The organism is Empedobacter sedimenti, assembly GCF_030005555.1.
Lineage (GTDB): Bacteria > Bacteroidota > Bacteroidia > Flavobacteriales > Weeksellaceae > Empedobacter > Empedobacter sedimenti.
Genome location: NZ_JASCQG010000026.1, coordinates 1 through 14617 on the forward strand (window position 1 = coordinate 1; position 14617 = coordinate 14617).

At 29.5% G+C, this 14617-nt stretch carries 14 protein-coding genes and 1 pseudogene; 10 read left to right on the top strand and 5 right to left on the bottom strand.

The window, feature by feature from the left end:
- Nucleotides 1-261: 261 nt before the first annotated feature.
- Nucleotides 262-838: pseudogene (locus QHG34_RS15395) on the top strand (transposase); the annotation flags it as partial.
- Between the two features lies 1 nt (nucleotide 839).
- Here QHG34_RS15395 and QHG34_RS15400 read toward each other — a convergent pair.
- From QHG34_RS15400 to QHG34_RS15410, 3 genes are read right to left on the bottom strand one after another with little or no spacing between them, the layout of a single operon-like run.
- Nucleotides 840-1406 (bottom strand): hypothetical protein, encoded by a 567-nt coding sequence (locus tag QHG34_RS15400; RefSeq protein ID WP_280063395.1) that lies wholly within the window; start codon nucleotides 1404-1406, stop codon nucleotides 840-842.
- Nucleotides 1407-1420: 14 nt separating this feature from the next.
- Nucleotides 1421-2281, bottom strand: coding sequence for a relaxase/mobilization nuclease domain-containing protein (locus QHG34_RS15405; protein ID WP_280063396.1), 861 nt, complete (start codon nucleotides 2279-2281; stop codon nucleotides 1421-1423).
- Complete coding sequence (locus QHG34_RS15410) at nucleotides 2256-2663, bottom strand: plasmid mobilization protein (RefSeq protein WP_280063397.1); 408 nt, start codon at nucleotides 2661-2663, stop codon at nucleotides 2256-2258. The genes QHG34_RS15405 and QHG34_RS15410 overlap by 26 nt, the downstream gene beginning before the upstream one ends.
- A 1161-nt stretch (nucleotides 2664-3824) precedes the next feature.
- Between QHG34_RS15410 and QHG34_RS15415 the strand changes: the two genes are divergently transcribed.
- From QHG34_RS15415 to QHG34_RS15445, 7 genes are all read left to right on the top strand, one after another.
- Nucleotides 3825-4850: a replication initiation protein gene (locus QHG34_RS15415; RefSeq protein WP_280063398.1), complete on the top strand. Its 1026-nt coding sequence runs from the start codon at nucleotides 3825-3827 to the stop codon at nucleotides 4848-4850.
- A gap of 152 nt (nucleotides 4851-5002) precedes the next feature.
- Nucleotides 5003-5743: a ParA family protein gene (locus tag QHG34_RS15420; protein ID WP_280052075.1), complete on the top strand. Its 741-nt coding sequence runs from the start codon at nucleotides 5003-5005 to the stop codon at nucleotides 5741-5743.
- 47 nt (nucleotides 5744-5790) lie between these two features.
- On the top strand, nucleotides 5791-6087 hold the full coding sequence (locus tag QHG34_RS15425) for a hypothetical protein (RefSeq protein ID WP_280052076.1): 297 nt from the start codon (nucleotides 5791-5793) through the stop codon (nucleotides 6085-6087).
- Between the two features lie 64 nt (nucleotides 6088-6151).
- Complete coding sequence (locus tag QHG34_RS15430; protein ID WP_280063400.1) at nucleotides 6152-6943, top strand: Fic family protein; 792 nt, start codon at nucleotides 6152-6154, stop codon at nucleotides 6941-6943.
- A gap of 1133 nt (nucleotides 6944-8076) precedes the next feature.
- Complete coding sequence (locus tag QHG34_RS15435) at nucleotides 8077-8778, top strand: VIT1/CCC1 transporter family protein (RefSeq protein ID WP_209390798.1); 702 nt, start codon at nucleotides 8077-8079, stop codon at nucleotides 8776-8778.
- A gap of 19 nt (nucleotides 8779-8797) precedes the next feature.
- Nucleotides 8798-9292: a hypothetical protein gene (locus QHG34_RS15440; protein WP_209390797.1), complete on the top strand. Its 495-nt coding sequence runs from the start codon at nucleotides 8798-8800 to the stop codon at nucleotides 9290-9292.
- A gap of 3 nt (nucleotides 9293-9295) precedes the next feature.
- Nucleotides 9296-10201, top strand: coding sequence for a bestrophin family protein (locus tag QHG34_RS15445; RefSeq protein WP_209390796.1), 906 nt, complete (start codon nucleotides 9296-9298; stop codon nucleotides 10199-10201).
- A 223-nt stretch (nucleotides 10202-10424) separates the two neighbouring features.
- On the opposite strand, the gene QHG34_RS15450 is transcribed toward QHG34_RS15445, so the two are convergent.
- Together QHG34_RS15450 and QHG34_RS15455 are read right to left on the bottom strand one after the other, a co-directional pair.
- On the bottom strand, nucleotides 10425-11525 hold the full coding sequence (locus tag QHG34_RS15450) for an IS91 family transposase (protein WP_282631127.1): 1101 nt from the start codon (nucleotides 11523-11525) through the stop codon (nucleotides 10425-10427).
- Nucleotides 11504-12409, bottom strand: coding sequence for a tyrosine-type recombinase/integrase (locus tag QHG34_RS15455; RefSeq protein ID WP_282631128.1), 906 nt, complete (start codon nucleotides 12407-12409; stop codon nucleotides 11504-11506). The genes QHG34_RS15450 and QHG34_RS15455 overlap by 22 nt, the downstream gene beginning before the upstream one ends.
- Before the next feature lie 253 nt (nucleotides 12410-12662).
- Here QHG34_RS15455 and QHG34_RS15460 point away from each other — a divergent pair, with 253 nt between their 5' ends.
- Entirely contained in the window at nucleotides 12663-13400 is a 738-nt protein-coding gene (locus QHG34_RS15460; protein WP_092910458.1) for a hypothetical protein, read from the top strand.
- A gap of 165 nt (nucleotides 13401-13565) precedes the next feature.
- Entirely contained in the window at nucleotides 13566-14270 is a 705-nt protein-coding gene (locus QHG34_RS15465) for a hypothetical protein (RefSeq protein ID WP_125112982.1), read from the top strand.
- Nucleotides 14271-14617 lie beyond the last annotated feature (347 nt).

The following is a 14617-nucleotide window of genomic DNA, read 5'->3' on the forward strand; positions in this document are numbered from 1 at the left end:
TAATTAAAGTTAATGATTTTAAAAACACTACCTTAAATTTTAGGTCTTAGATGTCCACTTTTTGCTGAAAATTTACAAACTTCCTAAAAGACTTACTAAATCGAGAAATTGAAAAAATGTTAGAAGGTAATTGGATGCTCACTTAGATTACGATAAGCATGATTTATGAAAGGAAGAAAATGCTCGTAATGGATACTCTACCAAAAAGATAAAACGAGTACGGAGAAGAAAAAATAAAAATTCCTAGGAATCGTGATACTAGTTTTAACCGATATAAAAGCCAGGGGTACCGAAGATATTTTAATTACAGCAACTGATAACTTAAATGGTTTTACTGATCTATACACACTATATTTCTTGAGTCTAAAACACAAATCTGCGTTGTACATCAAATAAGAAATGCTTGTAAATACGTTGTTTGGAAGGACAAAAAGCAATTTCCAGCTAAATGGTAACATAAACATTCCTATGCAATCCAAAGCTGGAGAAACAACAGGGAAGATTTTACCATATTCTTTGAATTCCCCGTAGATATTAGGAAAATTTATTTACACAACCAATTTAATTGAAAATCTAAACGGTAAAATCAGGAAATATACTAAGAATAAATTATCATTCTCTACAGATGAAACTGTGATGAAATTAGTATATTCAGCTGTAAAAACAATCAACTAAAAAATAGTCAATACCAATAAAAAACTGGGGGCTAATTTTAAATCAATTTTTAACTATATTTGAAAAAAAGGGTTCAACTATAAAAAAGTCAAACCCTCCTGAAATATATTTACACAGAATTTTGGACAGTGTCAATTTACAATTTTTAAAATATGTAGCTTAACTTACTCTGGATATTTAAGGGGATATCCATCTTTTTTTTTATTGAAGAATTTAATAAACTTCTCACTATCCTTTGGATTTTTCTTAATCCATTCATTCATAATATTAATATTTGTAACCGATAGATCAAAGTGTTTTTTAGAGACAATCGTATCCCCTTTTGAATAAATTTCATTGATTAAATTTTCCTTTACCTCCTTTTTAACGCGTAAATCTTGATTAAAAAAATAGACAAAAGTGACAACCAAAAGAAAGATAATAAAGATTAAATATGGAATTGTACGATCCTTTTTACGTGCATTTTTCTCATACTCTTTCACTTCTTCAAATTGCTTTTTAGCAGAAGCATCCAATGAGATTTCAGGCAATTTATAATTCTTTAAATCAGCTAAAACCTTTTTATGTTCAGCTGTAATCAAATTACCATTCTCAATAAACTGCTTTTGAATCCCATAAAAAGCATAAATCTTTTCATCAATTTCTTTCGTTAACTGTTCTATTCTATTTCCTTCAGCACTCAACGCGGCTAAAATTTCTTCTGGTCTTTTTGGTCTATTATTTTCATTCATAAGTTTAAGTTATTTTAAAATCTTCTTCCAAAATTTCTTTTTGGTTTTATTTCTTGCTCCTGTTGAAGCTTTACTTTCTCAGCTTTCTGTTCTAAAAACACCTGTAAATTAACTGCTTTTAGTTTTTTAAAACTCTCATGTCCACGTGAAAGCTCACTAAACTTTACGCCATAATTTTTAGGTTTTTGCCTGTTTTGTTTTCGTTTTTCATTCTCTAAAACTTCCGAAAATTGAAAAATTTTCAAGCCTTTTAATCGCTCATTTTGATCAAATTGAAGATTTAATCCATACCCTAATTCTTTTAAATTAGTCGATAAATCCTCCAAATTCAAACACTCTTTAAGTCCATTAATCAATACATTTCCATACAATTGGATTTGCTGATCACTTTTTTTCTTAGTCTCTTCTAATACAGTTTCCCAACCTCTATCCTTAGCTAATTCATTGGCTACTGTACTGGTTTGAATACCTATAAATCGTTGATTTACTTTATTCTCTCCATTAAAATCAATACGATTTACAATTAAATGCAAATGAGAAGTATCTGTATCTTGATGTAAATAAGCAATATGCTGATTACCTACTAAATTCTTTTTACTTAAAAAATCATCCACTAGCTTTTCCCAATCTTCCAACGTCCAATTAAGTGTATGTCCTGCTGAAGGAGATAAAACCACATTATAAAATGGTTTAGCTACACGATGATTTTGATGAGCCACAGCCATAAGTTCATGGTAAATCGCACGAGCATTTTCTCCTACAAGACCATTACGACTAATTTCTGTCGCAAACGCTTTCTGCTCTGCCTTATTTTCTCGAGAAGCATAAGCAATAGCCTTTATACTTCCTTTAGTGGTTCTCCCTATTCCGATCATCTAAATAACGATTCATTTTTTCAATTACTTTCATAACTTCTAAATTCAAAAGAGGATCTTTAAATTTCATATAATTACTAATTCGACTAAAATGTGTTCGAAATTGCTGTAATTCTTTATCTGTTCCTACTGACTGAATAGTAGGTACTACTCCTGAATTCAATAAAACATTTCGACAATATTGACTTTGATTTTGTCCAGAAGCGATTACTTTTTTCTGTAATAAAGCGAATTCTTCTTCTGATACACGAATATAAATGGATTTAGATTTTTTATCTGATGCTTTCTTTTTAGGTCGTCCTCCTAACTTTCCATATTGACTTCGATCAAATCGAAGTTCTTCTTTCTTTACAAAATCTTCCCAATTGATTTCTTCCTCCATAATACAAGAAATAAAATAAAAAAAAACAGATAATTATTACTTAAATAAAAACGACTTCATTTATAAAAATACCTTTAAAAATGAATTGAAACTTTGTTTCAAAAAAAGCATTTTAGAATAAAATGATCCATCGAAGATGGAAACTTTTGTGACCGATTTAGGGAACAAAACAAGAGAACCTGATTAGCACAAGAAAAGATAAAATCGGAATGAAATGAGAGATTTTAAGCTTTTTGTATTGCTAAAGGTACATCTTGCACAAAATATTAAGCTAAACTACTGTTTTAAAAATTTATTCTCCATCATTTTTTCAGATATAAAAAACTCCTTTTTATAAATTCAGTTAAGGCAAGATACAAAATATAATGAATAAGCACAAATATTGAATTAGTTATAAAGATAAAAATAACGCAAAAAATAAATCCATATTCTACTATATGCTTTTTCAATTTTGATAGATTTTTCCATCTAAAAAAATCTATTCATAATAAAGAATGAATTCAAAATCATTTGTTTCTACAAGATAAAACATCATCTCTAACACGCTTCTTAGGATGATAAATAGACTATCTATAAATATCCGATGAATTCTATATAAAAAACAAAATGTCGCTTAAAACGCAAAAAAACGACCTCAAAAGAAGTCGTTAATAAACGTTTCGCTTTCAAATTTAACGATTATCATTAAATTGACTGACAAAATTACAGTTAAAAATCTAATAATCAAATGTTTAATAGATAAAACCTATTAAAGTTTTAAAAAATCGCGCCGCCCCCTGGTGCACATAAAAAAGTCACGTCAATTTGTTTTTGTTTTTCATTCCAACGAAAACAGTACAATTCAAGCGAACTCCTAAAAGTCAATTTTTCAACGAAAAAATGACTCCTTAAAAACGAAAAAATGACTATGTTTTTGTATTTAATAAACATAGCTTATTATTACATTACTTATCTATTTTTAAAAAAACAAATCAAATTTATGATTATCAGAAAGTTACGACGCTTAAAAAAGTTTACTTACGACTTCTTGAATGTTAGCTTACGACTTTTTGAATGCTATAATTGTTTTCACTTACGACTTTTTGAATGCAACTTACGAATTATGAAAATATAATTCGTAAGTTAGCATTTTAACATTCATTCTGTCGTAAGCTAATAAAAATGGGAAGTAAAATAGATAATAAGGAATTAATCCAATCCTACATAATAACAACTGCTAAATATGATTTCAATGTCTATGAAAAAAGAATTGTATATAGAATTGTTGAACTCTTACAAGAAATGTTGGAAGGAAAAACTTTAGATCAGAAATATTCAATTGAGTACAGCTTGTTCCAAGACTCTAAAATTACTATTCCTGTATCTAAATTTTTGAATGGAGAGAAAGACCAAAATTATGTGAGAATAAAAGAAGCATTTATTTCATTAATGAAAAAGATTTTCGAGTATGAAGATAACAAAGAATGGGAAGCTTTTTCGTTGATTCAAAATCCAAAAATTGTAAAAGGATCAGATGAAAAAACAACATATGTGAATTTTTCTCTAAATCCGCATATTGCTTCTGCTTTAATGGATTTTTCTAAAGGATATAGAAAATATGAGTTAGCTACTGCTATGAAATTTGAAAGTATTTATGCAATGCGATTTTATGAATTATTCAGTAAACAAAAAAAGCCCATAAATTATAGCGTTGATTATTTACGTGAGATTCTTATGCTGAATGATAAGTACAAAAAACAAAGTGATTTTGTAAGGAAAGTTATTGAAGTTGCAAAAAAGGAACTTGATGATAAAAGTGAATATACTTTTGAATATGTTCTTCTTCCAGAAGAACGTAAAAAGACTACTCCTATCTCAAGTATCCGTTTTATTCCAATTTTTCAACCTCAGAACGAGGATAAAGATCTAAAGAAAAAAACCGTTTTGAAACAAATGTCAAAACGTTGGTTTATCAAAGATAATGAAATTGAATATTTAAAAACTCAATATCATTTTACTGATGGCGAATTGAAAAACAATTTAAGTTTGTTTGAATCTGCTTATAATAATTTTGCAGAAGGAGAACTTATTGATTTACTTTCTGAAATTCGTCCTCTTGCAATGGATGCAAAAAATGTGAAAGGATATGTAATTGGAGCAATAAAAAAAGTTCTAGAACGTAAAATAATTAATAAATATAATCTTTAATATCAATATTATATTTCTATTATTTCTATTATTTCTATTATTTCTATTATTTCTATTATTTCTATTATTTCTATTATTTCTATTATTTCTATTAAATATTTTATTTTTTATATTTAATAGAAATAATACATTTGTTATAAACATAAGAAATAATGATTATCAGTATATCAAATCACAAAGGAGGTGTAGGAAAAACTACATCTACAATTAATATAGGAGCTGCTCTTCACAAATTAGGTCATAAAGTTTTAATTGTTGATCTAGATGCTCAAGCTAATTTAACTCATAGTTTAGGTTTAGAGAATGAAGAAAAAAATATATACAAAACATTAACAGAACAAGTAGAAATCACTCCTCTACAATACAAAGAAAATTTCGATATTATTGCTTCTACATTAGATATGTCAGCTATCGATATAGAACTTTCTGGAGAAGCAGGAAGGGAATTCATATTAAAAGAGAGATTATCAAAAATCAAAGATAAATATGATTATATTTTATTAGACACACCTCCATCTTTAGGTCTTTTGACAATAAATGCCTTCACTGCTTCTGATAAAATATTAATTCCTTTACAAGCTGAATATTTAGCTTTACAGGGATTAAAAAAATTATCTGATGTAATTGTAAAAGTACAAAGCAGATTAAATCAGAACTTAGAATTAGCTGGAGTATTTTTAACTCAATTCGACTCTCGTAAAGTTTTGAATAGAGAAATTAATACTATGGTCAACAATTATTTTAAAGATAAAACTCTTCAGACAAAAATTAGAGATAACGTTTCACTTGCTGAAGCTCCTGTAAATAAGATGGACATATTTTCTTATGATGACAAATCAAATGGTGCTAAAGATTATAAGGATCTAACAAAAGAAATACTGGAAATACTTTAAATATTATATTTTTATGAAATATAATATTTATAATAAATAAAAGAAATATGGGAAAGAAAAGTATATTATCAAAAGGTATTGAGGGGTTACTACAAGGTAACCAGGATATTATTGTAGAGAAAAACGAAACAATTCAACAACCATCTATACAAGAAAACATTTCACCTAAAGCTGTTTATTTAGAAACTAAAACAACACAATTAGTTAAAATAGATACATTAGAAAAAATAAAAAATATAGCTTATTGGGAGCGTTCAAAAATCAAAGATATTTTTGAAGAAGCTTTTCAAGATTATATAAAAAAGTATGAAAGCTTAAACGGAGAAATTAAGAATAGGAAATAAATCATTTATTTGAATGAAGATAATTGATTAAAAATATACTTGTTGATCTTTAAAAATAAAAACAATGAAATCCTTAATAAATAAATATAAAGAACTTGGAATAGAAAAGACGATTGATCACGATAAGTTTAATCTAATTTCAGTTGTTCATCATTCAACAGTATTAGAAGGTTCAACTTTAACCGAAATTGAATCTTCCGTTTTAATCAATGATGGCTTGACACCTAAAGGAAAACCTTTAGAGCATTCCTTGATGGTAACAGATCATTATAAAGCTTTAATTTATGTAATTGAACAGGCAAATAAAAAAACACCTATCTCTGTTGAATTAATTAAAAACATTGGAGAACTTGTTTTAAAAAATACTGGATCAGTTTACGAAACTATTCTTGGAACTGTTGATGCTAGCAAAGGAGAATTTAGAAAAGGAAATGTTATGGCTGGAGCCACTTATTTTCCTAATTATGACAAAGTAGAAAGATTAATGAATGATTTAGTTTCTACTATTCAAAATAAAATGAAAACAAATCTATCTATAGAAGATCAGGTAAATTTATCTTTTGATGCTCATTTTAATATGGTGTCAATTCATCCTTTTTATGACGGAAACGGAAGAAGTTCAAGATTACTAATGAATTATATTCAACAATATTACAATCTTCCTTTAGCGATCGTTAATTCTGAATCTAAAGTGGATTATATTGAAGCTTTGATTGAAACCAGAGAAAAAGAAGATATATCTATTTTTAGACATTTCATGAAGCAAGAATATTCAACTCAACTAAAAGAAGAAATTCAAAATTTTGAAAAAATATCTAAACCAAATAAAGGACTTGATTTTAAATTTTTGTTTTAATTATCCTTTTTGATGGAATTAAAAAAATCACGGATAAATTGTCCGTGATTTTTTTTTACTAATTTTACATTACTTTTTATCCCTTAAAAAGTAACAAAAGAGAATAATATCGATAAGATCAACTGTAGTTGAAAATATTTCTCGTATTATTTCAAAATGAATGTATTCCATAAATATTATTTTTTGGAAAGAATCCTGGAGAAGAACAATCCGTCGGCAAACATTTTGCTTCTTCTCCATTTTTCATTTTTATTAAACATTTCGCTATACCCATACAATTTGTATTTGCCATATTTATCACAATAGAACCATGTATTTTCAATAAAACAAAATATCTTCATTTTTTTATTTTCTTCACAAGGATTTCAACCACAGAATAACCCTCCTAAAATTTATTGTTAAACCTACGTTTTCATTCTTAATTTAGAAAGGACAGAAAAAACGCTCAACCTATTTTCTTCTTCTTATTATTATTCAGTTGTTTAATATTAATTATTGTAAATTTATCTCAATAGGTTGGTGTAACTACTGACACAATTATTCCCTTTTATAAATCATCTGTACAATACTAAATAAAAGGGTTTAGAAAAAAAAGGACAGAATTTTCACCCCTAAAAGCAGACTTCTATTTTGGCACTTTTTTAGACAATTTTTTTTACATAAAAAAATCCCTTGAGTTATCTCAAGGGATTCTTATCTTTAAGTTTTATATAAAATCATCTGGATATTTTGACCGTTTTGGATATGTTCATTGAACGTAAAAATGCGGTTTTCAGAGCGTTTTCAAACTCAATTTCATTTATTCAAAACGGCACTTGTTTAAAATCAGTGATTTACCTTAAAATTTATTGGTAGATAATATCGATTATGTTAAGTAATGAAATAGATTAATAAAGTATCAATTGTAGAGTTTCGTGATCCATGATTGAGAATTTAAAAATTTTAAATAAAAACCTCGCTATTCATACAAATGTTATTTAGATAATATAGACTATCAAAGAATTTATTACTTTTAACAAAGTAATTACACGAAATACGGATATAGGGAATATTTCACGAAACTTTTCTATTATTTACTTCGTAAATTACTATGTTAGGCGTAATTTTACAGACACCGTACATAAACAAAGTATATGATAACAATCGACAACTATTTAGACAATCATTATATACACCGAAGCAATTGGTTGAGAGCTGCGGTGCTTGGTGCAAATGATGGAATTATTTCAATTTCAAGTCTTGCAATTGGAGTTGCTGCGGCAAGTTCTACAAGAGAGCCAATTGTGTTGGCAACAGTTGCTGGACTTGTTGCTGGTGCGTTATCTATGGCAGCAGGTGAATATGTATCGGTAAGCTCACAAACAGACACCGAAAAAGCAGACATTGAAAGAGAAATTAAAGAATTGAGAGAAATGCCGAAAGAAGAACTTAATATTTTGGCTCAAATCTATGAGAAACGAGGACTAAAAAAAGAAACGGCAATGCAAGTAGCCATTGAATTGACAGAAAAAGATGCTTTAGGAACGCACATTAGAGATGAATTAGGTATCAACGAAATTAGTCAAGCAAATCCTATTCAAGCTGCGCTAGCGTCAGGGACTGCGTTTACGGTGGGTGGAGTATTGCCTCTTTTGGTCATTCTTTTTGCACCAGTCAAAGGAATGGAATATTGGTTATATGGTTCAACTATCGTTTTTCTAATAATTTTAGGAGCATTAGCAGCAAAAACGGGTGGTTCAAGTATTCCAAAAGCAATTTTGCGAATTACCATTTGGGGGACAATCGCTATGGGGTTATCTGCATTAGTTGGTTATATATTCGGAGTTAGAGTATAATTTTAAAAATTAAATAATTATGAACGGAGCACATTGGCATTTAGTGGTAAATCATTTACCCATCATTTTCCCTATCGTGGGAGTAATCGTAATGATTACAGGACTCATTTCAAAATCGGAAGCGGTAAAGCGAACGGCATTTATGATTTTTATTCTCGGTGCATTAGCTTCAATAGCAGCAATGACAACTGGCGAAGGTGCAGAAGAGATTGTAGAAAAAATAAATGGAGTAACCGAAAATTATATTGAAAGCCACGAAGAAACAGCCGAAACATTTGCTTTGCTTTCTTATATTTTAGGTAGCATTTCTTTACTTGGACTTTGGGCAAGCTTTAAACAAAAAACATTTTCAAATATTATTGCAATTGTGACATTAGTATTTGCATTTGTAGTACTGTTTTTTGGCAAACAGACAGGAACAACTGGTGGAGAAATAAGACACACAGAAATAAGAAGCGGAAACAGTATTCCTGCGATAGAAAATAATAATGATGAAAAAGATAAAGACGACTAACATATGATAAAAACAGAAAAGCAAGGCTTACTTCAATTACTAAAAATTGCAACACCGTATTTAATCATCACAACGGTTTATGCAATTATTGTGCTTGGGCTTGAAGAATATTTTGGCGACCACATTTACAAAATTTCAGGTCAAATAGGTTCTGTATTTGGACTTGCAGTTGCTTTTTTCTTGGGTTTCAGAATGAATTCGGCTTATGACAGATGGTGGGAAGCCCGAAAAATTTTTGGAGAACTAACGAATAACACTCGAAGTTTTGTTGCAAAAATATATGCGTATTATAGTAATAATGAGAATTTAAAGGAAATCCAACAACAATATTTCAAACTTGAAGCCCACAAATTAATTGAATTGAGCATTTTATACATTCGTCAATTAAAAAATGAAATGCACAACAATTTTAAACCCACTTTTAACGAAGAAGCAATTGCAATTCTAAACGAGTTTAAAATAAATAGTGAAAATAAAATTTCAAACGAAATATTGGTGGCAATCACAAAGCGAATTGAAGACAATTTTACTTCAAAAGCAAACATTGAAAAAGGAGATTTAATGCAACATATCAATCGGTTTTATGACATTCAAGGAAAAGCTGAAAGAATAAAGAACACACCTTTTTTGATGATTTACAGTGCATTTACCAAAATAATTGTGAGCTTTTATGTCATACTTATTCCATTATTTATTGGCGACATTGACTTGGGTGGCGAAGACAGTGGATTTGAGTTTTTGGCTATTCCAATAATGGTAATTATTAGTACAGCATTTTTGACAATTAATAAGTTAGCTAACTTATTTGGCGAACCGTTTTCTGAAAATAAAAAGACTTCTGTAACAATAGATGAAATTTGCAAAACAATAGAACAAAATTGTAACGAAGTAAAAGACAAACTGAAATAAAAAACTACGCCTAATAACTAAGCTTTCGTCTAGCCCGGAGGGCATGAGATGAAAGCCTGTTGAACGGAACCGAAGTTAGCTTTTAATTCTTATGGAGTTATCAAAGTTTAGTTTTAAGCTACACAAGCAGTATTTTATATGATTACTGCTTTTTTTGTACTTACTTGGAATTCGAAGTAGTAAAAACCTTAGTTTTTAGGCATAAAATCCCTTACCCATTAAGTTAATTAATAGGGGATTTAGATTCTGATTTAAAAAGATAAGTTTTCGGTGGACCTCGATCTCCAAAGAGTGCTAATGTTATCAAATTACCTTCTTTACAGCAATAACAAAGACGGTGTTTTGTTTTTGGTTTTGATTCTTTTCGTTTGACTTTTAATTGTTTTTGTAAGTCTTGTAATTTTCCTCTTTTCCAACTGCTGCTTAAAATTCCATAATGTCTTATTCGAACAAAACGTTTGGGCAAAATGTGTAGACTAAAGCGACGAATAAATTCTTGATTGGTTAAAACCATTTGTTTATTTTGACCATTGCTGCGATAATCTTTGTACTGAAACGTGACCTGTGTTGCTGTTACATTTTTTAGTCGATGATTACTAATGGCTACCTTGTGTGTATATCGTCCTAGATATTCGATCACTTGTTTTGGTCCTCCAAATGGACGCTTGGCATATACCACCCAATTCGTTTGAAATAAAGAATCAAATAATTGAATATCTCCCAACTTTTCTTTGCGCAAAAAAGCTACATATTTTGCTCGAAACACCTTGCTTAATGCCTTAACTGAAAAAAGATATTTATCCGATTTAATCTTTCGTTTCCATTTTTTATTAGACTGAATTCCACCTCCTGGTACAATACAATGCAAGTGAGGATGAAGGCTTAAGTTTTGTCCCCATGTATGTAATATTGCAATCATACCAAGCTGTAAACCTTCTGTTTGACCAAACGTGGACATTGTACTCCAAGCTGCATCAAAAAGGATTTTATATACTTTCCGAGGTTCTTTGATTGCTAAATCATTCAATTGATTAGGTAACGTAAAAACTAAATGGTAATAACTACAAGGTAATAAATCTTGCTCTCGAGCATTTATCCACTCTTCTCGTTTGTGACCTTGACATTTAGGACAATGCCGATTACGACAACTATTGTAGCTAATGTGTAAACTGCCACAATCTTCACATGCATCTACATGACCTCCTAAAACAGAGGTTCTACAAAGCGATAAAGCTCGTAATGTTTTCTCTTGATGTATTGTAAAGTTTTGACTCGATAAATCTACTGTTCGAAGCACATCAGCTACTTCCCATTTCGACGACATAATTCAAAAACAGTATCTAAAGGACTATGTACTTTTTTATTTTCTAACTGACAAACGTGTAAATAAACCATCGTACTTTCGATTGTACTGTGTCCCAATAACCGTTGTACTAATAGTATATTGACACCATCTTCTAATAAGTGAGTAGCATAACTATGACGTAAAGTATGCGTGTGGACATCTTTATAAATACCCGCTTTCTTACAAATCGATTTTATAACCCATTGAACGCCTCGTTGGCTATAGCCAGTGTTTAAATCTTTTTGATTAAACGAATTCCCTGTAAATAAATAAGTAGTAGGATGTTCAACTGAAATATACGTTTTTAAGCCACGAATGATATGATCAGACAAAGGAACATAACGGTCTTTTTTACCTTTACTTTGAACAATATGAAGCAGTTTACGATCAAAATCTAAATGTTTTAATTCTATTCTTCTTACTTCCATGCAACGAAGTCCACAACTGTAAAGTAAACCAATAAGTAAACGATGTTTTAATAAATCAGCACTTTGTAACATGCCCCAAATTTCTTCTCGACTTAAAATAACAGGTAATTTTTTTTCTTTTGAAATAGAGGGAAGTGCGAGATAATCATAAGGTAGACCTTCTGTCCTTAAAAGAAAACGTAAACCATAAACCGTGTGTTTAAAATAAGATTGCGAAGGCATTACAGAACGTTGTTGAAGTTCGTATAAATAATCTTTTACTTGTTCAGGGTCAAGATCTGTTGGTAAACAGCCAAAATGTAAAGCAGTGGAGGCTATATGACGAGCATAATTTTTAAACGTACTTTGACTACGTCCTAAAATAGAAATATTACGCTCTAAACGTTGTAAGAGTGAAGAAAATCCTGTAATTTCACGACAAGCGCGATTTAACAAGGTCGAGTTTAATTCCTCCGGAGATTTTTTTTAGTTACCATAATTTTGAATTTTAAATATCCTAAATATATGGTTTATAACGGAAAAGCTACCGGAGGTTTAGTTCAACAGCAGTTTGGCAAAATGGCGGGTTCAGTGCTAAATTCAACGGCAGTTCTTCGATTGAACTTTTGTACAAAACTGAACATTTGTGCTTCGATTTCCGCCACTTCGCCAAGCTGCAAACCGTTAGCCACAATACAAAACCAAAACTATGAAAAAAATTTTAGGAGCCATTTTTATTTTGATTTTAATAAGTTGTAATTCAATATCTAAAAAAGAAAAAGAATTACTCGAAAAAGAAAATGAGCTTTTGCAACGTGAGTTAGAATTGACTAAAAAAGAGCAGAATTCTAAATCTAAAGCAATTGAATTAACAAAGCCCAAAGAAATCGAAAAAAAGAAAGAAACTACTAAAAATGAAATAATAAAAGAACCTGTTAAAAAAACAACTGGTTATACTTTTGACAATTTCCACATTTCCGAAAACCGTGTTGGAATATTTTCAAAAGGTATGACAATTAGTGATGTATATAATTCCATTCCAAAGGAACAAATTAAAAAAACTGTTGGATATGGAGAATTCGCAGACGACACCTATGATGACTACGAAATCTATGACTCAAACGGAAAAAAGATTTTGGTTTTGACACCAAAGCAGAATGGAAATACAAGTTCAAAAATTAATCGAATTTCGATTTTAGACAATCGATTTAAAACAACTGAAAAAATTGGACTTAGCTCAACTTTTGGAGACTTAAAAAAATACTATTCAACAGACAAAATTTCACCCGATATGGAACATATTGTTTTGGATGTAAGTCATATTAACGCTTGGTTTAGTATTAAGAAATCGGAACTTAAGGAAGATTGGTGGAATGGAAATGGAATCGATAAATCCAAAATTCCTGACAACGCAAAATTTGATGGAATTACAATTTGGTGGAAATAAGTACTGTGGCTAACAATGGCTATAAGTAATTGCTTATTCTCGCCTACTTCTGAAAATCCTCACGGATTTTCAGCTTGGTGCATACTTGCAAAGTTAAGTGCTAACCCACGCAACTACTCATAGCCTAAACCGTTGTACGCAACCTTACTAAAACTAAATTATTAAATGAGTTCACTCGGTACAAATCTTATTCAAGTCATAAAAGATAAGGAATTTCAAGCTGTTACCAAAGACTTAACTGAAGTGGTAATTGATTCAAATATTGCTGAAGGATTACTAAAAGATGTCCCACTACTTTCAACAATTATAGGAACTTTTAATACAGTAACCAATATCAAGGATAAGCTATTTCTTAAAAAAATTCTTACATTTTTATATGAACTAAAATCAATTTCTGAAAATAAAATAGAAGAACAAATTAATAAAATAGAAGAAGATTTAAAGTATAGAACAAAAGTTGGCGAAAAATTATTATTTATTATTGACAAGTGTGAAGACACAGACAAAGCATCACTTACTGGTTTACTTTTTAAATCATTTTTAGAGAAAAAAATTGATTATGACCAATTCATTACAGGAACAAATATTATTGAAAAAACTCCGTTGCCTGATTTAATGTTTTTCATAGAAAATGATGTTGAAGAATTGGAATTAGACAATGGTGGTTCTGAATTTGTATCATATGGCTTAATGGAAATCAGAGTAACAAAACCCAATATTAAAGTTGGTGATGAAAAATATTATGGAGATAAATATATTCCATCAGATAATGAAATATTAGCAGATCGTTTAGAAATTACAGATTTTGAAATTGTAGCTAGTATAAGTTGGATTGGACAAATCCTTAGAGAAAATTTATGTAAAGAATAAAAGACAGCGTACAACTTCGGTTCAGTAAAAGCTATAACACTTTTTATGTAAAACAGAAACATAAAACCTCCAAATGGAGGTTTTTTTATGATTTGTAATTTAAGATTATGTTTAGTAGGTATATTGTTTAAAATACATTTTTTTTATATCCTCTTAATTTATTAAATTTGTATCCAAGTGAATACAAAAAGAAATGTACTTTATTGAAAAAACTACTGATTTTGATAAATGGTTTCGTAAGTTAAAAGACTTACGAGCAAAGGCTAAAATTGTATGTTGTCAAAATAAATGAGACACCTCTTGCTAAAAATTAAGAGAGTGTTTGGTTTATAAATTTATTATTTTTT

Bases quoted from the DNA above. Each gene is read 5' to 3' on its own strand.
- QHG34_RS15400 (WP_280063395.1), bottom strand. From the start codon at position 1,406: ATGAATGAAAATAATAGACCAAAAAGACCAGAAGAAATTTTAGCCGCG.
- QHG34_RS15405 (WP_280063396.1), bottom strand. From the start codon at position 2,281: ATGATCGGAATAGGGAGAACCACTAAAGGAAGTATAAAGGCTATTGCT.
- QHG34_RS15410 (WP_280063397.1), bottom strand. From the start codon at position 2,663: ATGGAGGAAGAAATCAATTGGGAAGATTTTGTAAAGAAAGAAGAACTT.
- QHG34_RS15415 (WP_280063398.1), top strand. From the start codon at position 3,825: ATGGGAAGTAAAATAGATAATAAGGAATTAATCCAATCCTACATAATA.
- QHG34_RS15420 (WP_280052075.1), top strand. From the start codon at position 5,003: ATGATTATCAGTATATCAAATCACAAAGGAGGTGTAGGAAAAACTACA.
- QHG34_RS15425 (WP_280052076.1), top strand. From the start codon at position 5,791: ATGGGAAAGAAAAGTATATTATCAAAAGGTATTGAGGGGTTACTACAA.
- QHG34_RS15430 (WP_280063400.1), top strand. From the start codon at position 6,152: ATGAAATCCTTAATAAATAAATATAAAGAACTTGGAATAGAAAAGACG.
- QHG34_RS15435 (WP_209390798.1), top strand. From the start codon at position 8,077: ATGATAACAATCGACAACTATTTAGACAATCATTATATACACCGAAGC.
- QHG34_RS15440 (WP_209390797.1), top strand. From the start codon at position 8,798: ATGAACGGAGCACATTGGCATTTAGTGGTAAATCATTTACCCATCATT.
- QHG34_RS15445 (WP_209390796.1), top strand. From the start codon at position 9,296: ATGATAAAAACAGAAAAGCAAGGCTTACTTCAATTACTAAAAATTGCA.
- QHG34_RS15450 (WP_282631127.1), bottom strand. From the start codon at position 11,525: ATGTCGTCGAAATGGGAAGTAGCTGATGTGCTTCGAACAGTAGATTTA.
- QHG34_RS15460 (WP_092910458.1), top strand. From the start codon at position 12,663: ATGAAAAAAATTTTAGGAGCCATTTTTATTTTGATTTTAATAAGTTGT.
- QHG34_RS15465 (WP_125112982.1), top strand. From the start codon at position 13,566: ATGAGTTCACTCGGTACAAATCTTATTCAAGTCATAAAAGATAAGGAA.